Source organism: Sulfitobacter sp. M13 (genome assembly GCF_053474885.1).
Window position 1 is genome coordinate 1222004 of record NZ_CM130281.1, and the last position, 25361, is coordinate 1247364.

Here is a 25361-nt window from a genome sequence, read left to right on the forward strand (position 1 = left end):
GCGCCTTACCGCACCTGCCGCCGTGCGAGCCAGCTTTTCCAGCTGGCGGGGCTGCCGGCGTAGACGTTGATGTCGATGTCGCCCTGCGCGCCGGTCACGCGGCCTGTGCTGGTATATTGCCAGAAGGTCCAGCGTTCATTCGGGTATTTCTCGGACGGGTGCGCGGCGGTGGAGCGGAGCCAGAATTCCACATCGCGCAGACGCCCCAACTGGTTGGTCTCGTAAAAATCAGGTGCCGTGTAGATAATCGGTTGCTGGCCGTAGTGCGCCTTGAGGATGCGCAGAAAAATTAGGGTGTTCTTGCGCACGGTTTCGGCGGGCGGGCGCAGTGTGCAGGTGGGCGAAAACGGGTTCCATTCAAGATCCAACACTGGGGGCAGCATGCCTGCGGTCTTGGGCACGTTTTCGATGAACCAACGGGCCTGTTTTTCTGGCGTCGAGCAGAAATAGTAGAAGTGATAGGCCCCGCGAGCAACGCCAGCACGGCCTGCGCCGTCCCAGTGGTTCTGGAACATCGGGTCCAGCAGATCGCCGCCTTCGGTTGCTTTGATAAAGGCAAAGTTCACTCCCGAAACCCGTGCTTCGCCCCAGTTCAGCGGGTCTTGAAAACGGGCCACGTCGATTCCGTGCACAGCATAACGGTCGGGGCTTTGGCCAGACCAATCAAACGGCTTGCGGTCGCCAAAATTAGCCGCCGTCACATCCCCCAAGGGCACAGAGATCTGCGGCGCGCCACAAGCAGAGAGGGCAAGAGAACAGAGCAAGGCAAGAACGCGTAGTCGGGGCATGGTTACGGCTTTCGTGCGATAAAGGCCAAATTGTTGGCAGGCATCTCGATGAGGTCGATAGGGCTTAGCCCAGCATTGCTGAGCCAACGTGTGATGTCGACCGTATCCTTGTAGCCAATAGCAGGGTCGGCGGAACGCAGCTCGGCGTCGAACCTCAGGTCTCCCTCCGAGGTGAGGATGCCGTCGCGGCGGAACGGGCCATAGAAGATCAACGCGCCGCCGGGGGCGAGGGCCAGGGCGGCTTCGGAGATGACACGCTGGGCCGCGTCCGTCGGGATCAGATGCAAAAGGTTGGCAAAAAAGATCAGGTCTTGCGCAGGCAGCGTTTCGTGCCAACCCGTCGCCGTGGCGTCGAGCGGTGCTGCGGGGGCGACATTGGGCAAGGCCGCTTTGGTGATATAGGCGTCAATGCTGGCGCGGCGGTCGGGTGCGGGTTCAGTCGGTTGCCACTGCAGGTTTGGCAGGGCACGGGCAAAGGCGGCGATATGCTGGCCTGTGCCGCTGGCGATCTCGAGCGCGCGCCCTTTTTGCGGCGCGTGTTCGCGCAGCAGATCACACAGGGCGTCTTTGTTCCGGTCGGCAGCGGGCGCGTGCAGCATCGCGCCACTGGCGGGGATCGCCACGCTGGCGGAGGGGGGAAGCTTGCCGGTCATGGGCGTAGCCTTTCTGGGCGCAGTGCCGCGACCACCGTGTCGGGCAGGGATGGGGTATTGCCGAGGGTCAGATCGGCCACCAATTGCGATGCGGCAGCGCTGGTCTGGAAGCCGTATCCGCCTTGTCCCGCGCTCCAGATAAAATCGGGCATGGCGGGATCGGGGCCAAGCACCAGCGTGCGGTCAGGGGAAAAACTGCGCAGTCCCGCCCACGTCGAGATGGGTTTGGTGAGCGGCACGGCGACCATATTCTGATACCGCTCCAGCCCCTCGGCCAGCACCATGTCGTCGGCCCACGCATCATGGGGGTCGGTCGGGTCCTCTTCGGCAGGCGAGATCAACAGCGCGCCCGCGTCGGGCTTGGCGTACCACGTTTCGCCCACGCCAAAAAACATCGGCCAGAGCGACAGGTCGTACCCACCTGGTGCCGCGATCCGCGCCATCGACCGCCGTAGGGGCGTGATCCCCAGTGGGGCGACGCCTGCCAGAATGGCGATCTGATCGGCCCACGCTCCGGCGGCATTCACCAGTTTCTTCGCGTGGTAGGTTTGCGGGCCTGCGGTGACCTCCCACATGTCGCCGGTGCGGGCGATCGCGGTCACGGGATGCCCAGTGTAAATGCGCCCGCCGTTGCGGCGCAGGTCCTTGGCGAAATCCTGCAGCAGGCGGTCGGTATCAATATCATGGGCGTCGGCGTGATAGCCCGCAAAAGCGATCCGTTCCGCAGCGAGGATCGGGACAAGGCGCAGTGCGTCGTCGGGGGTGATCTGTTCAACGCCCATATGCGCGAGATCGGTATGAAACGCCTCTTCCTCGTGGCGATCCGCGATGATCATCAGACCGCGTGGTGTGAGATACCCGCCGTCGCGCAGATAGCCGATGGTGGCGCGGTTCAGCGCCTGCACAGAGGGGGCACCGTAGTTCTCTTCGATCAAGGCGGCAGAGCGGCCCGAGGCGTGATAGCCAAGCGCTTTTTCCCCTTCGATCACCGTGACTTGGGCGTCACCGGACAGGCGCGCCGCTGCCGAAATGCCTGCGATGCCACCGCCGATGACAAGGATATCGGATGTGTGCTGTGTCATATGCGCCCCCTGTCCATTGCACTGGTTTCCGCTTGGGGCTGTCTCACCGGCCCCAAGCTGTTCGCATATGGGTGACACGGGCCGGTGGGACGTGCAACCGCGCGGTTAGGCGTCGGTCTTGCCACGCTCTGTTGCGCGACCGTAGGCGGGGCGCGCGTGGATCATCTCGACAAAGCCCGCCAGCGCCGGATAATCCTTGGCGCGTCCTTGCTGCATCGCGATCTCTGCCGGAAAGCTGAGCATAATGTCGGCAGCCGACAGCGTATCCTGCACAAAGTGCCCTGACGCCCGCACGCGGCTGTTCATATAGCTATAGTGGCTGTCCAGCTCGGAGGTGATACGCGGATGCAGCGGCGCACCGGCGTCACCCAAGCGGCTGACATAGAGGTTCAGCAGGATCGGCGTCATGGCGGACCCTTCGGCGAAGTGCATCAGTTCAAGATGCTGCAGATAGGCGGGGCTGTCGCGATCCGGGATCATCTCGGGGGCGAAACGGGTGCAGAGCACTTCGGTAATTGCGGCACTCTCGGCAATCAGCGTGCCGTCAATCTCGACCATGGGAGATTTGCCCAACGGGTGCACGTACTTGAGCGCGGGCGGGGCGAGGTTGGTCTTGGCATCGCGGCTATAGGGAATGACATCATAGGGCGCGCCGATTTCTTCGAGCAGCCACAAAATGCGATGAGAGCGGGACCGGTTCAGGTGGTGGATTTTAATCATGACGCTGATGATAGCGTGTTGCCGCCGGATGAATAGTGGGGATGCACCCCCGCGCTGCCTTTGACGGGTGGCGCGGGGGTGCTGTTCAGATCATGTCAGGCGGTGGCGTAACGCGGGCAGGCGCGACAGGATCAACGCGTCGAGCGCAAGCACCGTCAGCAACACGATCCCCGCCATGGGAAAGGCCATCGACACAAACAGACCGACAAGCACAGCCCCCTGCCAGAGCGGCAGCTCTGACGGCATGGGCGGAGCGGACAGACGGCCAGCGGCGGTAGGGCGACGCTTCCACCACAGTACCAGCGCACTAACGCAGAGGAACAGGACCGACAGGCAGACCAGCGTATTGGCCAGTACGCTCAGCAGCCCCAAGGTGCCCATGTGCAGCGCAATCCCCACCGCCATCGCCTTGCCTGCAAGCGAATAGTCGGCATAGCGCACATCGGCGAGGATATTGCCGCTGTGCTGGTCGATGTGCACGGTGCGATCCGACATCGGGTCGGAACTGTCGGAATTCATCGAATCTCGGCTCAGCGTCCAGACGCCGGTATCGCCCTGCGGCAGGTTCATCTGATAGCGCGCGTCAAAACCGATCTCGCGCGCCAGCGCATCGATGCTGTCGATCGTGACCTCCCCCGCAACGCCCGCAGCCCCCGCGTCGCTGCCAGAGGCAGGCATCGGCGTTTGTTCAAGCGCCCAAGGCACCTCGCGGCGGTGGTGGTTCATGCTGGCGTGGATGTCATCGGACAATGGCACAGCGTCCCACTTTTCGGCGGGGAACTGGCTCCAGGCTTGCACCATCTTGCCACCCCAGATGCCCGCCCAAGACAGGCCCGAGATCAGGAACAGCACAAGAAACACCGAGACCCAGATGCCCACGACACCGTGCAGCGATTTCCACGTGGCGCGACCATTGGTGAAACGCGGCACCAGCGTACCGCGCCAGCCTGCACCGCGCGGCCACCACATATAAAGCCCCGTTGCAATCAGCACCAAGGCAAGCGAGGCCGCGGCTTCAATCATGCGATCACCGGTCACACCCAGCATCAGGTCGCTGTGGATGCCGTCCGCGAAATCGTACCAGCCGGACCGACGCGGGAAGCTCTCGATCATCTTTGCCGTATAGGGATCAACTGCAACCATGACCGCATCACCATCGCGGTCCACCCGAAACAGTGCCGCCAGATCGGGCGCGCGCGGCGCCACATATTGCACCAGTTTGCCGCCGGCCACGGCCTCGACCGCGGCTTGCGATTGCTGGGATACCGACAGGACGGTTTCTTGCACGGTCACGGGGGTATATTCACCGTCGCGCCCGTCGATCCACGCGATCCACAACATCGCCATGCCGGTGACGGCGAGGATCGACAGGAAGGGCAGCACGAACAATCCGGCATAGAAATGCCAGCGCCACGCCGCGAAATAGAGTTTGTTCACGCGCCCTTGGGGCTGCGCGGTGGGGGTAGGGGTCGTCATATGAGGGCTCCAAGCCTAAGGGCCTGCATCATCGGCAGGCGAAAAGAATGAACAGGTGGAATAGGTGTTCAGACTTGGGGCGGTGCGCGGGTCAGGCGGCTGGGGTCCGGCTTGCGCGTGTGCAGCAATCGTTTTGCGACAAAGCGCAGGGTTTGGGTTTGCCCAAGCACGGGAACAGGCAGACCGGTGACCGCGTGGGGCAGTGCCATGGTACCGATCAGACGGCAGGTTTTACAGTCGGCCCTGCTGCCAGCATCCGCCGGATTGCCGGTGCCGCATAGGTCAGCCAATACGCCGCCATTCGCCACATAGGCCTGCAATTCCAGCGACAGGTCTACCGGTGCAAAGCGATGCGCAAACCCCGATGTCGCAAGCGAGATCAGCACCAGAAAGGTGGCGATCAGCTGACAAGGAAAGGCGGGCAAGAAACGCATGCGCCTTCTCTAGGCCGCTTGATCAAGACGCGCCAGATGCGTTTTGTCGCAAGACAGGGGGGGGGGGGGCACCGCGATGATTTCACAATAAAAAAGGCCCCGCGTCTGCGAGGCCTTTGTATCGTTTATCGTGACGTCCGGCCTAGTTCGGAATGTCGCCTTTGATGCCTTCGACATAGAAGTTCATGCCCGCCAGCGTACCGTCATCGGCTGTTTCGCCGTCGGCCAGAAAATCCGAACCGTCCTGCTTTTTCAGCGGACCGGTGAACGGGTGGTAGGATCCGTCCGCGATGGAGGCCTTCATCGCCAGCGCTTCTTCTTTTACGTCGGCAGGAACTGCGTCTGTGATCTCGCCGATGCCAACCATGCCGGCACCGATGCCGTCCCATGTGTCAGTGCTTTCCCATGTGCCATCCATGACCGCTTTGGTGCGGGCGATGTAATAGGGGGCCCAGTCGTCAATGATCGACGACACACGCGGAGAAGGCGCGTATTGCGCCATGTCGGACGCCTGACCAAAGGTGATCACGTTGCCTGCTTCCTGGGCAGCCGCTTGGGGGGCCGTAGAATCTGTGTGCTGCAAGACAACGTCCGCACCCTGTTCGATCAGAACCTTGGCGGCGTCTGCTTCTTTCGCGGGGTCAAACCATGTGTAGGCCCAGACGATCTTGAACTCGACATCGGGGTTGACCTTTTTGGCGTGGATATAGGCAGAGTTGATGCCGCGGATCACTTCGGGGATCGGGAAGGACCCGATGTAGCCGATGATGTTCGATTTGGTCATCTTGCCCGCGATGTGACCCTGAATGGCGCGGCCTTCGTAGAACCGTGCGGAATAGGTCGACACGTTGTCGGCGCGCTTGTAGCCGGTGGCGTGCTCGAATTTCACATCCGGAAATTTGGCCGCGATGTTGATGGTCGGGTCCATATAGCCAAACGAGGTGGTAAAGATCAGATCCGCACCGTCCAATGCCATCTGCGTCATCACACGCTCGGAATCGGGACCCTCGGCCACGCTCTCGACAAACACGGTTTCAACGGCATCGCCGAATTCCTTTTCGACGGCCAAACGGCCCTGATTGTGCTCGTAGGTCCAGCCGCCATCGCCGACGGGGCCAACAAAGACAAAGCCGACCTTGGTCTTGTCCTGGGCATAGGCCCCGCCTGCAAGCCCAAGCGCCAAAGCCGCGCTGGCCATAAGTGTGGTGAATTTCATAACGTAGTCCCCTGAGTAACGCGCCTTTTTGCCGGGCGCTTGAAGATATGCCCCTAGTTTGAGGCGTGGAAAATGCGGCCCAGCGATGCCGGAGCAGCGCTTTTATCCGCAGAAAGGATCACCAGTACAAGGATGGTGATGATGTAGGGTGACATTGCCAGATACTCTACGGGAATAGCAACGCCGGCACCCTGCAGATTTAGTTGAAGCTGAGTGATACCGCCAAAAAGATAGGCACCCAGCAAAAGCCGCCATGGCTTCCAGCTGGCAAAGACCACAAGCGCGAGCGCGATCCAGCCCACACCTGCGGTCATGCCTTCGGTCCATTGGGGCACACGGATCAGGCTGATATAGGCACCGCCCAATCCGGCACAGGCCCCGCCAAACATGATCGCCAGTGTCCGTATCCGCACAACTTTATAGCCAAGGGCGTGGGCGGCCTCGTGGCTTTCACCTACGGCGCGCAGGATCAGCCCCATGCGGGTGAATTTCAACACGGCCCAGACCGCGACGACCAGCGCAAAGCCAAGGTACAAGATGATATCATGGGAAAAGAAAATCGGCCCGATGACGGGGATGTCATGCAGGGGCCCGAAATTCACATCCGGCAGGCGCGGCGGTTTTACCCCGACATAGCTTTGCCCCAGCAAAGCCGAAAACCCCAGCCCGAACAGCGTCAGCGCCAAGCCCGATGCGACCTGATTGGCCAATGTGATCTGCGTCAGGAAGGCGAACAGCAGGCTCAACAACGCCCCGCCCACGGCCGCGGCGGCAAAACCCAACAGCGGCGATCCGGTTTCAACGGCAGTGGCAAACCCGCAGATCGCACCGATGATCATCATCCCTTCGACGCCAAGGTTCAGCACGCCGGATTTCTCGACCACCAGCTCTCCGAGTGCGGCAAAGATCAGCGGCGTCGCCGCCACCAGAAAGCCCGCGACAAAGAGGATCGGATTGATTGCAGACAGATCCATTACGCGACCTCCGTCCGGCCAAGACGCAGCCGGTAATGGGTGAAAAGATCAAAGGCGAGCAGGAAGAACAGCAGCATCCCCTGAAATACCTGAATGGCGGCGGCGGGCAGGCCCAACTGGCTTTGTGCGATATCACCGCCGATATAGGTCAGCGCCATCAGGCCACCGGCCAGCAGGATGCCCACCGGATGCAGCCGCCCCAGAAAGGCGACGATGATCGCGGTGAACCCGTAGCCGACGTTGAAATCGATGGTGATCTGCCCTGCGGGGCCTGCGACCTCGAACATGCCTGCCAGACCGGCCAGCAGCCCCGACATGCCCATGCAAAACAGCACCAGCCGTGTCGGGTTCACACCCGAAAACCGTGCCGCACGGGGTGCTTCGCCCGTGACGCGGATGGCAAAGCCCAAACGGTGCCGCGCCAGCAACACATAGGCAAAGATCACCGCGATCAAGGCCGCGACCACACCCCAATGCATGCCCGATCCGGCAAACAGCTCGCCATTATGGGCTGATGCATACTGCTGCAGGTTGCGGCTGCCCGGAAAGCCAAAGCCTTCGGGGTTTTTCAGCAACCCAAGGCTGGCCGACGCAAGGAACTGCTCTGCGACATAGACCAGCATCAATGACACTAGGATTTCATTCGTGCCGAATTTCACCTTCAGCACGGCAGGGATCATGGCCCAGACCCAACCGCCAAGCGCCCCGGCGAGCACCATGATCGGAAAGATAAACACGCTCTCTGTCGGATAGAACGCCAGACCCGCCCCGGCCCCACAAAGGGCACCCATGATATACTGGCCTTCGGCTCCGATGTTCCAGATGCCCGCCTTGAACCCCAGCGACAGCCCGATAGCGATCAGGACCAATGGCGCGCCTTTGACCAGCAGTTGCGGGCGGTAATAAAACGCGAAATCGCCGAACAGAGGTTCCCAAAAGATCGTCATGATCGACGCTAGCGGGTCTTTGCCCAGTACCGCAAACAACGCGCCACCAAACACCATCGTGGCAATGACCGCCAGAACCGGCGTGGCATAGGAAAACGCCCGGCTGGCCTGAGGCCGTTTCTCAAGCCGCATCATGCCACACACCACTTCTTGTCAAACACTTCATTTTGCAGGGAAAAATCCACGGGGGTGTGGGAGTGTGAAACCCCCGCATGCGACGCGTCAAACATGCGCCACCTCCATCCCGCTGGCCCCGCCCATCATCAATCCGATCTCGTCCACAGTCAGCCCCTGTGCCGGACGTGGCTCTGACAGGCGGCCCTCGTTCAGGGCGGCAAAGCGGTCCGATATCTCCATCAGCTCGTCCAGATCCTGACTGATCACGATCACCGCCGTGCCGTTTTCGGCCAGATCCAGCAGCGCTTGCCGGATCGCGGCCGCGGCAGAGGCATCCACGCCCCATGTCGGCTGGTTGACCACCAGCACCTGCGGTCGTTGCAACACCTCGCGGCCGATGACGAATTTCTGAAGGTTCCCGCCCGACAGCGACCGCGCGGCATTGCCGGGGCCAGGCGTGCGGACGTCGAAATCGGCGATAATGCGTTCGGCAAAACGCTTGGCGGCGGGCCAGTTCAACATTCCGCGACGCTCAAGGTTTTCGCGCACGGCTCCGGTCAGCATTGCGTTCTCGGTCAGCGACATATCGGGGGCGGCGGCATGGCCCAGACGTTCTTCGGGCGCGGTGAGTATGCCCAGGCGGCGGCGCGCTGTGGGGCCCATCTGGCCCACGTCCTGTCCGTCGAACCCGACCATGCCAGCGGCGGTCAGCAACTCGCCCGACAGCGCCGACAGCAGTTCATCTTGCCCATTGCCCGCGACACCGCCGATGCCCAAAATCTCGCCTGCGCGGACTTGCACGGTAATATCACGCAGCGGCATGCCGAATGAACTGGGCGAGGCCGCAGAGAGCCCCATGAGGTCAAGCTTCACCGCGCCGGGTGTCTTGCCCGCGCGCGTCGGCGTCTTGAGCGTGCTGCCCACCATCATTTCTGCCATGTCCCGCGCTGTCGTTTCCGACGGGGTGCAATGGCCCACGACTTTGCCCAAGCGCAGGATCGTCGCGCTGTCGCACAGGCTGCGGATCTCTTCGAGCTTATGGGAGATATACAAGATCGCGGTGCCCTCGGCGCTGAGCTTGCGCAGGGTTTTGAACAGGATTTCAACCTCTTGTGGTGTCAGAACGCTGGTGGGTTCATCCATGATCAACAGCTTGGGGTCTTGCAGCAGACAGCGAATAATCTCGACCCGTTGGCGTTCGCCTGCGGATAGGTCGCCGACGATCCGGTCGGGGGCCAGGGGCAGGCCGTAGGCCTCTGACACGTCGCGGATTTGCTTGCTGAGGGCGCGCAGCTTGGGCGCGTTCTCCATCCCGAGGGCGATGTTTTCTGCCACGCTCAGCGCGTCAAATAGGGAAAAATGCTGGAACACCATGCCCACGCCCGCGGCGCGGGCGGCACGGGGTTCTTGCGGGGCAAAGCTGGTGCCGTGCATCTGCATCGTGCCGCTGTCGGGTTTGACCAACCCATAAATCATCTTGACCAGCGTCGACTTGCCGGCGCCGTTTTCCCCCAACAACGCATGAACTTCGCCCGGCGCAATGCGCAATGACACGTCATCATTGGCGACAACACCGGGGTAGGCTTTGGTCAGCCCGGAAAGCGCCAGAAGGGGCGTGTCGGTCATGCGCAGCGTTCCTTTTGTGTCAAACTTGGCTGTTTATTCGTGCGGGCAGGGTCAAATTGCAAGAGTTGCGTAGCTACTCCGAGGGCAATCGCTTGAGGATGCTTGCCAAATTGCCGCGCGCCGATGGGGCAGGTGATGCGGGCGATCTGTTCGGGCGCATGACCAAGGGCGGCCAAACGGCTGCGGAACCGCGCCCATTTTGTGTCCGACCCGATCAATCCGCCAAAGCCAAAATCGCGTTGCAGCAGGCGGTGGCACAGGTCCAGATCGTCATCATGCGCCGGTGTCATGATGAAATGCGCGGCGTCGCTGTCGGCGTTGTGCAGCGCGACACCCCAAGGGCCATCCACGCCGGTGACGCCTTCGGGCAGGTTATCCAGATATCCGGGGCGCGGGTCGGCCAGTGTGACGCGGAACTGCGGCAAGGGGGCCAGAATGCGCGCCAGCGCGCTGCCGACATGGCCTGCGCCGTGGATGACCACCTGACGCGAGGGCTGCCACAACGGCTCTGCCAGCCAGCCGCCGTGCAGGGTAATGGCCAGCGGTGTCGCGCTGCCACTGGCACGGTCGATTTTGGCGCGAAAGCTGTCGGCAAGGGGCGGGGCGGCCGGATCAATCGCGCGCAGATAGATGTCGGGGTAGGTGTCGGGCAGGGCGTCCAGCGTGACGGCATCGAAAACCTCGATCACCACGGTCACCGCCCCGCCACAACATTGGTTCATTGCGGGACCAAGGGCCGCGCGGGTCAGTTTGCTGCGGGGGCCACCCGCCAGCATCATGGCGGCATCGCGCATGGATTGCAGCTCGAGCTGGCCACCGCCGATGGTACCCAAGGCCCCGCCGTCCCAGACCAGCATCGATGTGCCCGCCGGACGTGGGGCAGACCCTTTGACCTGCACCACAACGATGCGCGCGACATCGCCATGCGCTGCGACCGCTTGGGACAGGGCTGCGCGGTCAAAGGGCATTGCGGGTTTTCCCGATCGCGGTCAGTACCGCTTCGGCTGTTGCGGGTGTTTGCAGATCGCTAAATCCGTCGCCACAGGCGCTGACCGCATCCGACAGCGCCATGAAGGCCGAGATCCCCAGCATCAGCGGCGGTTCTCCCACCGCTTTTGACCGATAGACCGTTTGCGCGGGGTTGGGTTCGTCCCAGAGCGCCACATTGAACACATCGGGCCGGTCAGAGATGGCGGGGATCTTATAGGTCGACGGCGCGTGGGTTTTCAGCGTGCCTTTGTCGTCCCAGACCAGTTCTTCAGTCGTGAGCCAGCCCGCGCCCTGCACATAGCCGCCTTCGATCTGGCCGATGTCCAGCGCAGGGTTCAGCGACGCGCCCGCATCATGCAAAATGTCGGCGCGTAGGATCCTGTTTTCGCCGGTCAGCGTGTCGATCACCACTTCGGTGACTGCGGCACCGTAAGCAAAATAGAAGAACGGGCGGCCCTTGCCTGCGATGCGGTCCCATTCGATCTCCGGTGTCTTGTAGTAGCCTGTCGATGACAGTGAGACGCGGTTTTCATAGGCAGAGGCGGCAGCTTGGGCAAAGCTAATGGCCTCCTCCCCGATCTGCACCTGCCCGTCGGCAAAGCGCACCTGATCTGGCGTTGTCTGATAGCGTTCGGCCAGATGGTCGGCGATGCGGTCGCGGATTGTGTCGCAGGCCGCTTGCACCGCCATGCCGTTCAGGTCCGTCCCCGAAGACGCCGCCGTGGCCGAGGTGTTGGGCACTTTACCCGTGTCCGTCGCGGTGATCTTGACTGCTGACAATTCGACGCCAAAGCGACTTGCCGCAACCTGAGCGACCTTTTGGAAAAGGCCTTGGCCCATTTCCGTCCCGCCGTGGTTCAGGTGGATCGACCCGTCCTGATACACATGCACCAGCGCCCCCGCCTGATTGAGGTGGGTGAGCGTAAAGGAGATGCCGAATTTCACCGGCGTCAGCGCGATACCGCGTTTCAGGATCGGCTGGGTCACGTTCCAATCCGCAATCGCAGCGCGGCGGGCGGCATAGTCCGAGGTTTGGGCCAGCCGGTCGGTGAGCGCGTTGATAATGCAGTCTTGCACGGGTTGGTGGTAGGGCGTGGTTTGCGCATCTTTAGGCTTGGGTGGCGTGCCGTCTTGTGGTGCAGGCGGCGCGCCGCGCGAGGCAAGGTCGGCCGCTGCATCGGGCACGGCGCGGTCGTCATGGGCCTGACCGATCGCATCAGGCTGCATCACATCAGCATAGAAATTCGCCCGCCGCACCGTCAGTGGATCACGGCCGAGTGATTGTGCGATATGGTCCATCACCCGCTCGATCCCCACGATCCCTTGAGGCCCGCCAAAGCCGCGAAATGCCGTGGCGCTTTGGGTGTTGGTGCGCAACCGGTGCGAGGTGATGCGGATGTTATCAAGGTTATAGGCATTATCCGCGTGCAGCATCGCACGATCCGCCACGGGCAAGGACAGGTCCATTGCCCAGCCACAGCGGGTGTAATGGGTGAAATCCAGCGCGCTGATCCGGCCCTCAGTGTCAAAGCCGACGGTATAGTCGATGCGGAAATCATGACGCTTTCCAGTGACGATCATGTCGTCGTCACGGTCATAGCGCATTTTGCAGGGGCGTCCTGTGCGCGCGGCGGCTACGGCGCAGGCCACGGCGAGGGCGTTGCCCTGACTTTCCTTGCCGCCAAAGCCACCACCCATGCGCCGCGTCTCGACCCGCACTGCGTGCATGGGTTTGCCTAGGGCCTCTGCCACTTTATGCTGGATCTCGGTCGGGTGCTGGGTCGAGGAATGGACGACCATATCGCCATTGTCTTGCGGCAGCGCGAGTGCGGCCTGACCTTCCAGATAGAAATGCTCCTGCCCACCAATATTGATCGTCCCGCTCAGGCTTTTGGGGGCCGTGGTCAGGGCGGCTGCGGCGTCGCCTTTTTGGTAGATGCGGGGGCCGTCTTCGAAGCGGGACTCAGCGGCCAGCGCCTCTTTAATGGTAAGGATTGGGGAGGTCGGTGTGATGTCTAGATGCCCAAGCCGCGCCGCGTGGCGTGCCGCAAGGTGGGTCGTCGCGACAACCATGAACACAGGCTGGCCCGCGTAATGTACCGCGTCGGTGGCCAGCAGGGGTTCGTCATGGTTGGAGGGCGACACGTCATTGTCAAACGGCAGATCTGCCGCCGTCAGCACCGCCACCACACCGGGGGCGGCTGCGACATCGCGCAGGTCCATGCCATCAAGTGTGCCCGCGGCAACAGTGCTAAGGCCAAAGGCGATGTGCAGCGTTGTGGCCGGTGTCGGGATGTCATCGACGTAGCGCGCGGCCCCCGTCACATGGAGCTTGGCGGCGTCATGGGGGAGGGATTTAGCAACGCTCATGCTGTCACCTCGTGCAGGTTCGTGGGCACGCCATTTAGATCATGCAAATAGCGCAACAGCAGGTTCTGGGCGGTGAGCAGACGATACTGCGCCGAGGCGCGCATGTCGGTCATCGGCTGGTAATCCAGCGCCAGCGCATCCATGGCGCGGCGGATCGTGGCCTCGTCAAAGGATTGATTGACCAGCAGCGCTTCGGTCTGGGTCGCCCGTTTCGGCGTGCCCGCCATACCGCCAAAGGCGATGCGTGCGTCTGTGATCAGGTCATCCTCGCGGGTGATGTTGATACAGCCGCACAGCGCCGAGATGTCCTGATCGAAGCGTTTGCTGATTTTGTAGCAGCGCAGCGTGTCATCCTTGGCAGTTGGCAGCTTTGGCACGGTGATCGCCTCGACAAATTCGCCGGGGGCGCGGTCTTGCTTGCCGTAGTCGATAAAGAAATTTTCCAGCGGTAGGCTGCGGCTGCTGTCACCGTGGCGCAGGTGCAGCGTTGCCCCCATGGCGATGAGTGCCGGAGGGCCGTCCCCGATGGGCGAGCCATTGGCGATATTGCCCCCGATGGTTGCCGCGTTGCGCACCTGCGCCGAGCCATACCGCCGCAACATCGCGCCAAGGCTGGGGTAGAGCGGTGCGAAATGCGCTTCGAGCGCTACGATGGTGGTGGCCGCGCCGATGCGCCAATGATCGCCGCCATCGGTGATGCCGCGCAGGTCAGGGATTTGGTTGAGAAACACCACCGGCCCTAGATCGCGAATTTGTTTGGTGACCCAAAGCCCCACATCCGTCGCCCCTGCGATCAAGGTCGTGTCGGGGTGGTCGGCGTACCAGCGGGCTAGTTCATCTGTGGTCGTGGGGTGCGAGGTCGCAGGGGGCTGTCCGCCCCCGTCCGGCTGCGCCGGCCCCCCCGAGGATTTAGGGCCATCTGGAAGTTTGAGGTTTCTCAGGTGGGCCGGCACGGGGGTTGCCTCGGCCGCTTTGGCAGCCCGAATTATTGGCGCGTAGCCGGTGCAACGGCACAGGTTGCCGGCTAGTGTTGTGTCGTGGTCGGTGGCCCCGTTCAAGTGGTCGGTGGCCATGGTGACGGCAAAGCCCGGTGTGCAAAAGCCGCATTGGCTGCCATGGTGGTCGATCATGGTTTGCTGCACCGGATGCAGGCTGCCATCGGGCGCGGCAAGCCCTTCGACGGTGGTGACGGCCTTGCCATTGATCTGGGGTAGGAACAGGATGCAGCCGTTCAGCGCACGGTGGCCCTGGTCGTCGCTGATCATCACGGAACACGCGCCGCAATCGCCTTCGTTGCAGCCTTCTTTGGTGCCGGTCAGATGTCGGGTTTCGCGTAGCCAATCCAGCAGCGTCGTGGTGGGAGAGACGCCGGTCAGTGACACGACTTCCCCGTTGAGGAGAAAAGTGATGTCCATAGGGTTCGTTCCGCCGCGGTACCTTAGCCCGTGATCTGCGCGGCGTTCGATGCGACGTAGAACGCGGCGCGGGCAAATGTTCAGCGAGGCTAGGCGGGGGCGAGGGGGCTTGGCAAGAGATTTCGTGGGATAAGGACTTGGTCGTGCGTGGTATTGCCGGAAAACTGCGTACGTGGCACCGGTGGGTCTGGTGACTGCGGGTGGGCTTGGGTAAGTTGGCGCTATGGCACAAGCACCCCGATTCATTCACCTGCGCACGCACTCCGAATATTCGTTGTTGGAAGGGGCGTTGCGGCTGAAAAAGCTGCCTGATCTGTGCAAGAGTGCCGGTATGCCCGCAATGGCACTGACCGACACCAACAACATGTTCGCCGCGTTGGAATATTCGGTCGCTATGGGCGGTGCCGGGGTGCAGCCGATCATCGGGTGTCAGGTTGATCTGGCCTATGTGACGGTGCAGCCGGGTGAAAAGCCGCGCGATCCGGCCCCTGTGGTTTTGCTGGCCCAATCCGAGGTCGGCTATGAGAACCTGATGAAGCTGAACTCTTGTCTGTATATCGACAAGGGCGGTGCGCTGCCGCAGGTCACGCTGGAGGAGCTGGAGGCGCTGAACAGCGGGCTGATCTGTCTGACCGGCGGCGCGGGCGGGCCTGTGGGGCAGTTGTTGCAAGGCGGGCAGCGCCCTGCCGCCGAGGCGCTGATGGCGCGGTTGCACGGGGCATTCGCGGACCGGCTGTATGTCGAGTTGCAACGCCACCCCGGCGAGGACGGCCAACCGCTGGCCGAACAGCTTACCGAACGCGGCTTTGTCGAGCTGGCCTATGCTATGGATATTCCGCTGGTCGCGACGAATGACGTCTATTTCCCCAAGGCCGATATGTACGAGGCCCATGATGCGTTGATCTGTATCGCGGACGGTGCCTATGTCGACCAGCAGCACGAACGCCGCCGGCTGACGGCGCAGCATTATTTCAAGTCGCAGGCCGAGATGGTGACGCTGTTTGCCGATCTGCCCGAAGCCATCGACAACACGGTCGAGATCGCCAAACGCTGCGCCTTTATGGCCTATCGTCGTGATCCGATCCTGCCGAAATTCGCGGATAACGAGATCGAAGAACTGAAGCGGCAGGCGCATGAGGGGCTGAAGAACCGACTTAAGGTGATCCCCCATGCCACCAGCGTCGAAGACTATGAAAAGCGGCTGGATTTTGAACTGGGCATCATCGAGGGCATGGGGTTCCCCGGCTACTTCTTGATCGTTGCGGATTTTATCAAATGGGCCAAGGACAACAATATTCCCGTCGGGCCGGGGCGGGGCTCGGGGGCGGGCAGTCTGGTGGCCTATGCGCTGACCATCACCGACCTTGATCCGCTGCGCTATCAACTGCTGTTTGAACGGTTCCTGAACCCCGAACGGGTATCGATGCCTGACTTTGACATCGACTTTTGCATGGATCGTCGTGAAGAGGTGATTCAATATGTGCAGCGCAAATACGGGCGCGACAAAGTAGGGCAGATCATCACCTTTGGTGCGCTTTTGTCCAAGGCGGCGGTGCGCGACATCGGGCGGGTGTTGCAGATGCCCTATGGGCAGGTGGATCGTCTGTCTAAGATGATTCCGGTCGAAGGCGTGAAGCCCGTCAGCATCGAAAAGGCTTTGGCGGATGAGCCGCGCTTGCGCGAAGAGGCCAAGAACGAAGAGGTCGTCGCGCGGCTGCTGAACTATGGCCAGCAGGTCGAGGGGCTGTTGCGCAACGCATCGACCCACGCGGCGGGGGTTGTGATCGGGGATCGGCCGCTGGACGCGCTGGTGCCGCTGTATCAGGATCCGCGCTCCGACATGCCCGCGACGCAGTTCAACATGAAATGGGTGGAACAGGCCGGTCTGGTCAAGTTCGATTTTTTGGGTCTCAAGACCCTGACCGTCATCCAGAACGCGGTAGACCAGATCAAGTCTTCGGGCCGTCATTTGCATGTGGCCGCTGACGGGACAGAGCTGTTTGCGCCGCCCGAAGGCTTGATCGACGATATCGCCACCATCCCGTTGGACGACGAGGCATCCTACAAGCTTTATGCCAGCGCCAAGACGGTCGCGGTGTTCCAGGTGGAATCCAGCGGCATGATGGATGCCCTCAAACGGATGAAACCGACCTGCATCGAGGATATCGTGGCTCTTGTGGCCCTGTACCGTCCCGGCCCGATGGAGAATATCCCCACCTATTGCGAGGTCAAAAACGGCCAGCGCGAGCGGGAATCCGTGCATCCGTCGATTGACCACATCCTAGAGGAAACCCAAGGGATCATCGTTTACCAAGAACAGGTTATGCAGATCGCGCAGGTCATGGCGGGCTACAGCCTTGGCGGCGCTGACCTGTTGCGCCGTGCGATGGGTAAAAAGATCGCCGAGGAAATGGCCAAGGAACGCCCCAAGTTCGAAAAAGGCGCGATGGCCAACGGCGTCGATAAAAAGAAAGCGTCGGAAGTTTTCGACCTGTTGGAAAAATTCGCCAACTACGGTTTCAATAAATCCCACGCTGCGGCCTATGCCGTGGTCAGTTATCAGACGGCCTGGCTCAAGGCGAACCATCCCGTCGAATTTATGGCTGGCGTGATGAACTGCGATATCCACCTGACGGATAAGCTGGCTGTCTATTTCGAAGAGGTCCGCAAGCGGCTTGAACTGCCGTGGGTGCCGCCTTGCGTGAACCGCAGTGATGCGACGTTCAAGGTGGTCGAGGGCGCGTTGGTCTATGCCTTGGGGGCGTTGAAGAACGTCGGTGTCGAGGCGATGAAGCTGATCACCGAAGGCCGCAAGATTGACGGTGTCGACAAGCCCTTTGCCACATTGTTCGATCTGGCGCGGCGGGTTGATCTGAAACGGGTGGGCAAACGCCCGCTTGAAATGTTGGCGCGGTCTGGTGCGTTTGATCAGCTGGACAATAATCGCCGTCGTGTCTGGCAATCGCTGGACGGTTTGGTCAGCTACTCTGCCGCGATCCACGAACAAAAAGCCTCTAATCAGGTGTCGCTGTTTGGCGAGGCGGGCGATGATCTGCCCGAGCCGCGTATCGTGCCGTGCGATGACTGGGAGGCCGCTGAACGACTGACCGAAGAATTCAAAGCCATCGGCTTTTATCTGTCGGGCCACCCGCTGGATGACTACATGGGGCCGATGAAGCGTAAATCCGCCACCGGCGGGGTGCCGTTTCTGACGCTGGACGAGCTAACTGCAAAAGTGTCGATCAAAGGCGCGATGAACGCCCGTTTGGCCGGGATCGTCGCCGGACGGCAGGAACGTAAATCGGCGCGCGGCAATCGCTTTGCCTTTGCACAGCTGTCGGACCCGACAGGCGCGTACGAGGTGACATTATTTTCGGACACGCTGGAACTGGCGCGTGATCACCTTGAAACCGGATCAAAGGTTGTGGTCATGGTCGAGGCCACAATGGAAAGCGACCAGCTGAAACTGCTGGGCCGGTCTGTGGTGCCGATCGACACGGTGGTCGAGGATGCGGGCAATATGGGGCTGCGCATCTTTGTGGAGGACGCAGGGGCGATTCAAGCGGTCGCCGATGTCTTGGCAGGTGCGCGATCTTCGGCGCGCAGCGCGGGCAAGGGGCCGGTGCAACTATGCCTGATGGACCCGACGTTGCCCGGCGAGGTCGAAGTAGACCTCTGTGCCGAATACCCCGTCACCCCCAAGATCAAGGGCGCAATCCGGTCATTGACCGGCGTGATGGAGGTCGAGGAAATCTGATGGCGGCCATTTGGCACGACGGCAGCTGTCCTGCGCCGCCCGTAGCCCCAGATCAGTAGTGCGGCGGGCGTTCGTTCCCGATAACGACGCCTTCGGAGCCTGACGCCTCGCGTTCACCTTCGCGCTGCATCAGCATATGGACCCGCCGCGTCAGCATTGCGATCTCGTTCTCCTGACGGGCAACGACATCGGACAGGTCATCCACCGTGCGGATCAGATGGGCCATTTGTTCTTCGAGCTTATCCATGAGGGCACCTTCTCAACTTGCGCATTTGCCGCCCTCCTAACAGGTTGCGCTGCGTTAGATAAGGGGGGATGCGTGCGCAGGTCTGGACAGCGCGGGCCCGCGTCGCTTGCCCTTAGCGGGGGGTTGGGCTAGACGCGAAGCGCGATATTTAGCCCACAGGATGTGATCCAATGGCCAAGCCAAAAAAGACTCCCCGCCCCAAAGCCGAAGCGCCAAAGGGATTTCGTGATTATTTCGGTGCAGAAGTCACGCAGCGCGCCGAGATGCTGCACAAGATTGCGCAGGTCTATCATCGCTACGGGTTTGACGCTTTGGAAAGCTCCGGCGTGGAGACGGTGCAGGCTTTGGGCAAGTTCCTTCCCGATGTGGACCGCCCCAACGAAGGTGTGTTTGCGTGGCAAGAGGATGCCGAGGCCGACAAGCCCGGCGACTGGCTGGCCCTGCGCTATGACCTGACCGCACCGCTGGCGCGGGTCTATGCCCAACACCGCAACGATCTGCCCACGCCCTATCGCCGCTATGCGATGGGACCGGTCTGGCGCAACGAAAAGCCGGGTCCGGGCCGGTTCCGCCAGTTTTACCAGTGCGATGCCGATACTGTCGGGGCACCTTCGGTTGCAGCAGATGCGGAAATCTGCGCGATGCTGGCGGATTGTCTGGAAGAGGTCGGGATTGAGCGCGGCGATTACATTGTGCGCGTGAACAACCGCAAGGTCTTGAACGGTGTGATGGAAGTCGCAGGCGTGCTGGACCCCGCCAACCCTGATCTTTTCGCCCACGAACGCGGCATCGTGTTGCGTGCGATCGACAAGCTTGACCGGCTGGGTCTGGACGGCGTGCGCGCATTGTTGGGCGCGGGCCGCAAGGACGACAGCGGTGATTTCACCGATGGGGCGGGCCTGACAAATACACAAGCCGATGTTGTCATGGGCTTTATGCAGGCCAAGCGCGACACCGGTGCCGAAACCGTCGCGCGGCTGCGTGAACTGGTCGCGGGTTCTGCCACAGGGGCGCAAGGCGTAGACGAGTTGGAAACCATCGCCGATCTGATGGCGGCCGGTGGGTACGGCTCTGACCGCGTTGAGATTGACCCATCCGTTGTGCGCGGCCTTGGCTATTACACCGGTCCGGTTTTCGAGGCGGAGCTGACCTTCGAGGTCAAGGACGACAAAGGGCGCGTGCGCAACTTTGGCTCTGTCGCGGGCGGGGGGCGCTACGATGATCTGGTCAAACGTTTTACCGGACAGGAAGTCCCTGCAACGGGTGTGTCTATCGGTGTCGACCGTCTACTGGCGGCCTTGCAGGCCAAAGGCCGGATGTCAGCGCAGGCCGAAGGGCCGGTGGTGGTTACCGTGATGGAAAAGGACCGCATGTCCGATTATCAGGCGATGGTCGCCGAACTGCGGCAAGCAGGCATCCGCGCCGAGGTCTATCTGGGTAACCCCAAAAACTTCGGTAACCAGCTGAAATACGCAGACCGCCGTGCCAGCCCGGTAGCGGTGATCGCGGGCGGGGATGAATTCGACAAGGGCATGATCCAGATCAAGGACCTTATCCTGGGCGCTAAAATTGCTGAAAGCGCGACGCTCGAGGAATGGAAAGACCGCCCGAGCCAATATGAAGTGGCGCGTGGTGACCTTGTCGCCAAAGTGCGTGAAATACTGGAGCTGAACCGCTGATGGCGACCCGATCCGAAATCCTTGCCAAGGCCGCGAGCCTGCGCGCCTTGTTCGAGGCGCAGGGGGCAGTGGTGGTTGAGCCGCCGATCTTGCAGCCTGCCGAAACCCTGCTCGATCTCTACGGCGAAGACATCCGCGCGCGTGCATACGTGACGTCGGACGCGATGCGGGGCGAACAGATGCTGCGCCCCGATTATACCTTGCCAGTGGTGCAAATGCATATGGCGCATGGCGCGGACCCGGCACGCTATACCTACGCGGGCGAAGTGTTCCGTCGTCAGGAACGTGACCCCAACCGTGCCAACGAATATATCCAGGCCGGCTACGAAGTCTTTGACCGCGGCGATCCCGCAGCGGCCGATGCCGAAGTCTTTGCCCTGATCCAAGGCGCATTGTCGGGGTTGCCGGTCACGGCGGTGACGGGGGATATCGGTATCCTGATGGCTGCGGTTGCGGGGCTCGATACATCGGCTTCGCGCAAGGCGGCGTTGATGCGCCACATCTGGCGGCCCCGCCGGTTCCGTGCGCTGCTCGACCGCTATGCTGGTAAAACGCCGATGCCTGCATCGCGTGCCGCTTTGCTGGCCAGTGACGGTGCGATCACCGCGCCGCTGATCGGACTGCGCAGCTTGGACGAGATCGAAACCCGCATCGCGGCCCTGCGTGCCGACGCCGCCGAACCGGCGCTGTCGCGCACGCAGGTGTCCTTGTTACTGGCGTTGCTGGATGTGCGGGAAACCATGCCTAATGCGATCAGCCAACTGCATGACCTTGCCGTCGACATGCCCGCCATCTCTGACGCGGTGGACCGTGTTGCCGCACGGGAAAAGGCGCTGGCCGCACGCGGTGTCGATACAGATAACCTGATATTCGAAGCCAGCTTTGGCCGCGTATCGATGGAGTATTATGACGGTTTCGTTTTCGGCTTCCGCGCCGCAACGCGGCCAGATTTGCCTACGATCGCTACGGGCGGGCGCTATGATGCGCTGACCCGTCGTTTGGGGCAGGGTGGTGAAATCCCCGCGGTCGGCGGCGTGATGCGCCCCGGTCTGATGCTGGAACTGGAGGCAGGTCAATGACGATCAAACTCGGTGTGCCCTCCAAGGGGCGTCTGATGGAAAAGACCTTTGAATGGTTCGCCGCACGGGGGATCACCTTGCAGCGCACGGGATCCGAACGTGAATACGCGGGTGCTGTCGAAGGGATAGACGGCGTGTCGCTGATCTTGCTGTCTGCGGGTGAAATTCCCCGCGAACTGGCCGCAGGGCGCATCCATCTGGGCGTCACCGGCACGGATCTGGTGCAAGAGAAACTGGCGTTGTGGGATCAGCTTGTTGCGCCGGTGGATGAACTTGCGTTTGGGCATGCGGACCTGATCATCGCGGTGCCGCAAGCCTGGGTCGATGTCGATACGCTCGACGATCTGGATGCCGCTGCCTCGGCGTTCCGCGACAAACACGGGTTCCGTCTGCGTATTGCCACAAAATACCACCGTCTGGTGCGGGAGTTCCTGCGCAGCACAGGCGTTGCGGATTACGCGCTGGTCGACAGCCAGGGCGCGACAGAGGGCACGATAAAGAACGAAACCGCAGAGGCGATTGCCGATATCACCTCAAGCGGGGAGACCCTGCGCGCCAACCACCTCAAGATTCTGTCCGATGGGATGATTTTGCGGTCGCAGGCGACACTTTGGCGCAGTCGGATGGCGGATATGGATGACGCTGATCGCGCCACGATGACCGCCCTGCTGGCGCGGCTGTCCTAACGCGCTGACGCGCGGCATCTTGCTGATGCGCCTCCGGCGGGAGTTTAAGGGCAAAATGAAGCTGCACGCGCAGCCCTGCTTCATTTTGCCAAATAAACTCAAATCCCGCGGGGGCTGCGGGTGCGAGGGGTACGGTTAAAGTACGCCAATCTCGGCCAGGGCGCGGTTCAGCTCTGTGGGCAGGGGCTCTTCGTGTTCGCGGCCCTCGGGCAGGTCGGCTGGGGCATCTTGAGGGGCGAGGTATCGCCAGCCTTGAAATGGACGTTTGAGACTGCCCTGAACGCGGATAATCTTTGGATCAAGTACAATCGCGCAACGCCGTACGCCGTCCGCGCCCGAAGCCTCTTCCAGACGCAGGATTTTCTGGCGGCACTGGATGACGCCTTTGATCACCCAGAAAATTGACCCGCCGTTCAGAATTTCGGGTTCGCGCTTGGGCCACATGCGAGTCACGTGACGGGGAAAACCGTCGCTGGTCCGCGCCTGTTTTTTTTCCTGCCATGCAGCTAGATCATCGACGGTTTCGGTGCCTACCGACAACTTGATGAGATTAATATGATTTTTCACAGAATCCTCCTGCATCCGCATGCTCCGGACACGACATAATGTAGACGTTAGGGCGTCGGCTTCAACCTGTTGTGCTTGCGCTTTGATTTGGGGTATGGTGAACACCTTCCCAAACAGCTCTCAAGGAATCGAATATGTCACGATTTGCCGCCCCCATTGCCGAACAGATTTGGGACATGAAATACCGTTTTAAAGATGCGGATGGCACGCCGCGCGATGTAACGGTCGAAGACAGCTGGCGGCGCATTGCCCGCGATCTCGCGCAGATCGAAGACGCACCTGAAAAATGGGAAGAGGCGTTCTATGAGGCGCTGGAGGATTTCAAATTTCTTCCCGCTGGACGGATCACTGCAGGTGCCGGCACCGCGCGCCGCGTGACATTGTTCAACTGTTTCGTCATGGGTACCGTGCCCGACAGCATGGCCGGCATCTTTGACATGCTTAAAGAAGCCGCGGTTACCATGCAGCAGGGCGGCGGGATCGGCTATGATTTCTCGACCATTCGTCCCCGTGGCGCGGATGTTTTGGGGGTCTCCGCTGACGCCTCCGGCCCGCTGAGCTTTATGGATGTGTGGGATGCGATGTGCCGGACGATCATGTCCGCCGGTTCACGCCGCGGCGCGATGATGGCCACGATGCGCTGCGACCACCCCGATGTCGAAGATTTCATCTCCGCAAAATCTGACCCTGCGCGCTTGCGTATGTTCAACATGTCGGTGCTGATCACCGACCCCTTCATGGATGCGGTCAAGGCAGATGCCAGCTGGGATCTGCTGTTCAATGGCAAAGTGTACCGCACCGTTCAGGCGCGTGATCTGTGGAACCGGATCATGAAGGCAACCTATGAGTTCGCCGAACCCGGTGTGATCTTTATCGACCGCATCAACGAAGCCAACAACCTGAGCTATTGCGAAACCATCGCCGCCACAAACCCCTGTGGCGAGCAGCCTTTGCCGCCCTATGGCGCATGTCTTTTGGGGTCGATCAATATGGCGCGGATGGTGTCCGATCCGTTTGGCGACAACCCTCAGCTGGACGTCGAGGCACTGAACAAGCTGGTCGCGACTGCTGTGCGCATGATGGATAACGTCGTCGATGTGTCGAAATTCCCCCTCGACGAACAACAGGCCGAAGCAAAAGCCAAGCGCCGCATCGGTCTGGGCGTGACCGGTCTGGCGGACGCGCTGCTGATGGTTGGGCTGCGCTATGGTTCGGACGAAGCGGCAGATCAGACCGAAGCCTGGCTCAAGGCGATTGCGCGGGCTGCGTATCTTGCATCGGTTGATCTGGCGAAAGAAAAGGGCGCATTCCCGCTGTTCGAAGCGGATGCCTATCTGGCGTCGGGCACCATGCAGCAGATGGATGATGATGTGCGCGATGCCATCGCTGAAAACGGCATCCGCAACGCGCTTTTGACCTCTATCGCGCCCACTGGCACCATCAGCCTCTATGCGGGCAATGTCAGCTCGGGGATCGAACCGGTGTTTGCCTATGCCTACACACGCAAGGTTTTGCAAAAAGACGGCAGCCGCACCGAAGAAGAAGTCGTTGATTACGCTGTGCAAATGTGGCGCGATCTGAAGGGTGACACGCCGTTGCCCGACTATTTCGTCAACGCCCAGACATTGGCCCCCTTGGACCACGTTAAAATGCAGGCCGCGGCGCAGAAGTGGGTCGACAGCAGTATCTCGAAAACCATCAACTGCCCCGAAGACATCAGCTTTGACGCGTTCAAGGATGTCTATATGGCGGCGTGGGATCAAGGCTGCAAAGGCTGCACGACCTACCGCCCCAACGATGTCACCGGATCGGTTCTGTCCGTCTCTGAAAGCGCCGACACAGCGCCCGGCGAAATTGCAGCGCAGGCCACGTCGGAAGAGGGCGGTGAAGTCGTCTATATGTCCGACCCGCTGGACCGCCCCGAAGAGCTGGAAGGGTCCACTTACAAGATCAAATGGCCCGACAGCGAGCACGCGCTGTATATCACCATCAATGATGTGGTGATCGGGGGCCACCGTCGTCCGTTCGAAGTGTTCATCAACTCCAAAAACATGGAGCATTTTGCCTGGACCGTCGCGCTGACACGCATGATCTCGGCCGTGTTCCGCCGTGGCGGGGATGTTTCCTTTGTCGTCGAGGAGCTGAAGGCCGTCTTTGATCCGCGCGGCGGGGCCTGGCTGCGCGGCAAGTATATCCCGTCGATGCTGGCCGCTATCGGTGGCGTGATCGAACAACACCTGATCGCAACCGGTTTTATCGCCGGTGAAGGGCAGGGGCTCAAGTCTGACCCACAGGCTAAGGTCGTCGGCCTTGACGCTCCGCGTGGCAAAGCCTGCAGCAGCTGCGGCCAATACGACCTACGCATGGTCGAAGGCTGTATGACCTGCGGCAGCTGCGGTCACAGCAAGTGCGGGTGATATGAGGCTCAATGTGTATTGATGAAAAGACAGGCAATTGAGAGCCACTTTGGCCAAATTGTCTGCCACTGATCAGGTCTATTTCTTCCACTGACCTCTAAGTCATTGAAATTGCTTGATG

The 25361-nt window shown here is 61.3% G+C and carries 20 protein-coding genes; 5 read left to right on the plus strand and 15 right to left on the minus strand.

The features are described 5' to 3' along the window. Positions 1-5 precede the first annotated feature (5 nt). The 13 genes from ACVBAU_RS05790 to xdhA form a co-directional block, all read right to left on the minus strand. The gene (locus ACVBAU_RS05790) at positions 6-788 is read right to left on the minus strand and encodes a glycoside hydrolase family 25 protein (RefSeq protein ID WP_448328402.1); all 783 of its coding nucleotides are present in this window, start codon (positions 786-788) and stop codon (positions 6-8) included. Between the two features lie 2 nt (positions 789-790). After that, on the minus strand, positions 791-1441 hold the full coding sequence (locus ACVBAU_RS05795) for a DUF938 domain-containing protein (RefSeq protein WP_448328404.1): 651 nt from the start codon (positions 1439-1441) through the stop codon (positions 791-793). Next, on the minus strand, positions 1438-2523 hold the full coding sequence (locus ACVBAU_RS05800) for an NAD(P)/FAD-dependent oxidoreductase (protein ID WP_448328406.1): 1086 nt from the start codon (positions 2521-2523) through the stop codon (positions 1438-1440). Before ACVBAU_RS05800 ends, ACVBAU_RS05795 begins: the two co-directional genes overlap by 4 nt. Positions 2524-2628: 105 nt before the next feature. Then, entirely contained in the window at positions 2629-3243 is a 615-nt protein-coding gene (locus tag ACVBAU_RS05805) for a glutathione S-transferase family protein (protein WP_448328408.1), read from the minus strand. 90 nt (positions 3244-3333) lie between these two features. Next, complete coding sequence (locus ACVBAU_RS05810; protein WP_448328410.1) at positions 3334-4719, minus strand: PepSY-associated TM helix domain-containing protein; 1386 nt, start codon at positions 4717-4719, stop codon at positions 3334-3336. A gap of 68 nt (positions 4720-4787) precedes the next feature. Beyond that, positions 4788-5153, minus strand: coding sequence for a hypothetical protein (locus tag ACVBAU_RS05815; RefSeq protein WP_138924024.1), 366 nt, complete (start codon positions 5151-5153; stop codon positions 4788-4790). Positions 5154-5295: 142 nt separating this feature from the next. After that, the gene (locus ACVBAU_RS05820) at positions 5296-6369 is read right to left on the minus strand and encodes a BMP family ABC transporter substrate-binding protein (protein ID WP_335745092.1); all 1074 of its coding nucleotides are present in this window, start codon (positions 6367-6369) and stop codon (positions 5296-5298) included. Between the two features lie 53 nt (positions 6370-6422). Further along, positions 6423-7343 carry an ABC transporter permease gene (locus ACVBAU_RS05825; RefSeq protein ID WP_093734321.1) on the minus strand — a complete coding sequence of 307 codons (921 nt, stop codon included), beginning with the start codon at positions 7341-7343 and terminating at the stop codon, positions 6423-6425. Further along, positions 7343-8425, minus strand: coding sequence for an ABC transporter permease (locus tag ACVBAU_RS05830; RefSeq protein ID WP_138924022.1), 1083 nt, complete (start codon positions 8423-8425; stop codon positions 7343-7345). Before ACVBAU_RS05830 ends, ACVBAU_RS05825 begins: the two co-directional genes overlap by 1 nt. Positions 8426-8512: 87 nt before the next feature. Beyond that, positions 8513-10033 carry an ABC transporter ATP-binding protein gene (locus tag ACVBAU_RS05835; RefSeq protein WP_448328414.1) on the minus strand — a complete coding sequence of 507 codons (1521 nt, stop codon included), beginning with the start codon at positions 10031-10033 and terminating at the stop codon, positions 8513-8515. Beyond that, a complete protein-coding gene (gene xdhC / locus ACVBAU_RS05840) occupies positions 10030-11001 on the minus strand; it encodes a xanthine dehydrogenase accessory protein XdhC (RefSeq protein ID WP_448328416.1) in 972 nt (323 codons plus the stop codon). Before xdhC ends, ACVBAU_RS05835 begins: the two co-directional genes overlap by 4 nt. Next, positions 10991-13393 (minus strand): xanthine dehydrogenase molybdopterin binding subunit, encoded by a 2403-nt coding sequence (gene xdhB / locus ACVBAU_RS05845; RefSeq protein ID WP_448328418.1) that lies wholly within the window; start codon positions 13391-13393, stop codon positions 10991-10993. Before xdhB ends, xdhC begins: the two co-directional genes overlap by 11 nt. Next, positions 13390-14808, minus strand: a complete 1419-nt coding sequence (gene xdhA, locus ACVBAU_RS05850; protein ID WP_448328420.1) for a xanthine dehydrogenase small subunit — start codon at positions 14806-14808, stop codon at positions 13390-13392. Before xdhA ends, xdhB begins: the two co-directional genes overlap by 4 nt. A gap of 223 nt (positions 14809-15031) precedes the next feature. Here xdhA and dnaE point away from each other — a divergent pair, with 223 nt between their 5' ends. Then, on the plus strand, positions 15032-18565 hold the full coding sequence (gene dnaE / locus ACVBAU_RS05855) for a DNA polymerase III subunit alpha (RefSeq protein WP_448328422.1): 3534 nt from the start codon (positions 15032-15034) through the stop codon (positions 18563-18565). Positions 18566-18617: 52 nt separating this feature from the next. On the opposite strand, the gene ACVBAU_RS05860 is transcribed toward dnaE, so the two are convergent. Further along, positions 18618-18812: a SlyX family protein gene (locus tag ACVBAU_RS05860; protein ID WP_138924016.1), complete on the minus strand. Its 195-nt coding sequence runs from the start codon at positions 18810-18812 to the stop codon at positions 18618-18620. Positions 18813-18982: 170 nt separating this feature from the next. Here ACVBAU_RS05860 and hisS point away from each other — a divergent pair, with 170 nt between their 5' ends. Genes hisS through hisG form a run of 3 tightly spaced genes read left to right on the plus strand, consistent with a single transcriptional unit; the run spans position 18983 to position 22256 of the window. Next, positions 18983-20491, plus strand: coding sequence for a histidine--tRNA ligase (gene hisS / locus ACVBAU_RS05865; protein ID WP_448328424.1), 1509 nt, complete (start codon positions 18983-18985; stop codon positions 20489-20491). Further along, a complete protein-coding gene (locus tag ACVBAU_RS05870; protein ID WP_448328426.1) occupies positions 20491-21570 on the plus strand; it encodes an ATP phosphoribosyltransferase regulatory subunit in 1080 nt (359 codons plus the stop codon). The genes hisS and ACVBAU_RS05870 overlap by 1 nt, the downstream gene beginning before the upstream one ends. Continuing rightward, positions 21567-22256, plus strand: coding sequence for an ATP phosphoribosyltransferase (hisG, locus tag ACVBAU_RS05875; RefSeq protein ID WP_335745100.1), 690 nt, complete (start codon positions 21567-21569; stop codon positions 22254-22256). Before ACVBAU_RS05870 ends, hisG begins: the two co-directional genes overlap by 4 nt. Positions 22257-22391: 135 nt before the next feature. Here hisG and ACVBAU_RS05880 read toward each other — a convergent pair whose 3' ends face one another. Next, positions 22392-22823, minus strand: a complete 432-nt coding sequence (locus tag ACVBAU_RS05880; RefSeq protein ID WP_448328428.1) for a DUF1489 family protein — start codon at positions 22821-22823, stop codon at positions 22392-22394. 134 nt (positions 22824-22957) lie between these two features. On the opposite strand from ACVBAU_RS05880, the gene ACVBAU_RS05885 reads away from it, so the two are divergent. Further along, positions 22958-25240 carry an adenosylcobalamin-dependent ribonucleoside-diphosphate reductase gene (locus tag ACVBAU_RS05885; RefSeq protein WP_138924011.1) on the plus strand — a complete coding sequence of 761 codons (2283 nt, stop codon included), beginning with the start codon at positions 22958-22960 and terminating at the stop codon, positions 25238-25240. Positions 25241-25361 lie beyond the last annotated feature (121 nt).

Bases quoted from the DNA above. Each gene is read 5' to 3' on its own strand.
- dnaE (WP_448328422.1), top strand. From the start codon at position 15,032: ATGGCACAAGCACCCCGATTCATTCACCTGCGCACGCACTCCGAATAT.
- ACVBAU_RS05820 (WP_335745092.1), bottom strand. From the start codon at position 6,369: ATGAAATTCACCACACTTATGGCCAGCGCGGCTTTGGCGCTTGGGCTT.
- ACVBAU_RS05810 (WP_448328410.1), bottom strand. From the start codon at position 4,719: ATGACGACCCCTACCCCCACCGCGCAGCCCCAAGGGCGCGTGAACAAA.
- ACVBAU_RS05795 (WP_448328404.1), bottom strand. From the start codon at position 1,441: ATGACCGGCAAGCTTCCCCCCTCCGCCAGCGTGGCGATCCCCGCCAGT.
- xdhC (WP_448328416.1), bottom strand. From the start codon at position 11,001: ATGCCCTTTGACCGCGCAGCCCTGTCCCAAGCGGTCGCAGCGCATGGC.
- hisG (WP_335745100.1), top strand. From the start codon at position 21,567: ATGACGATCAAACTCGGTGTGCCCTCCAAGGGGCGTCTGATGGAAAAG.
- ACVBAU_RS05835 (WP_448328414.1), bottom strand. From the start codon at position 10,033: ATGACCGACACGCCCCTTCTGGCGCTTTCCGGGCTGACCAAAGCCTAC.
- xdhA (WP_448328420.1), bottom strand. From the start codon at position 14,808: ATGGACATCACTTTTCTCCTCAACGGGGAAGTCGTGTCACTGACCGGC.
- xdhB (WP_448328418.1), bottom strand. From the start codon at position 13,393: ATGAGCGTTGCTAAATCCCTCCCCCATGACGCCGCCAAGCTCCATGTG.
- ACVBAU_RS05885 (WP_138924011.1), top strand. From the start codon at position 22,958: ATGTCACGATTTGCCGCCCCCATTGCCGAACAGATTTGGGACATGAAA.
- ACVBAU_RS05860 (WP_138924016.1), bottom strand. From the start codon at position 18,812: ATGGATAAGCTCGAAGAACAAATGGCCCATCTGATCCGCACGGTGGAT.
- hisS (WP_448328424.1), top strand. From the start codon at position 18,983: ATGGCCAAGCCAAAAAAGACTCCCCGCCCCAAAGCCGAAGCGCCAAAG.
- ACVBAU_RS05805 (WP_448328408.1), bottom strand. From the start codon at position 3,243: ATGATTAAAATCCACCACCTGAACCGGTCCCGCTCTCATCGCATTTTG.
- ACVBAU_RS05800 (WP_448328406.1), bottom strand. From the start codon at position 2,523: ATGACACAGCACACATCCGATATCCTTGTCATCGGCGGTGGCATCGCA.
- ACVBAU_RS05870 (WP_448328426.1), top strand. From the start codon at position 20,491: ATGGCGACCCGATCCGAAATCCTTGCCAAGGCCGCGAGCCTGCGCGCC.
- ACVBAU_RS05815 (WP_138924024.1), bottom strand. From the start codon at position 5,153: ATGCGTTTCTTGCCCGCCTTTCCTTGTCAGCTGATCGCCACCTTTCTG.
- ACVBAU_RS05825 (WP_093734321.1), bottom strand. From the start codon at position 7,343: ATGGATCTGTCTGCAATCAATCCGATCCTCTTTGTCGCGGGCTTTCTG.
- ACVBAU_RS05790 (WP_448328402.1), bottom strand. From the start codon at position 788: ATGCCCCGACTACGCGTTCTTGCCTTGCTCTGTTCTCTTGCCCTCTCT.
- ACVBAU_RS05830 (WP_138924022.1), bottom strand. From the start codon at position 8,425: ATGATGCGGCTTGAGAAACGGCCTCAGGCCAGCCGGGCGTTTTCCTAT.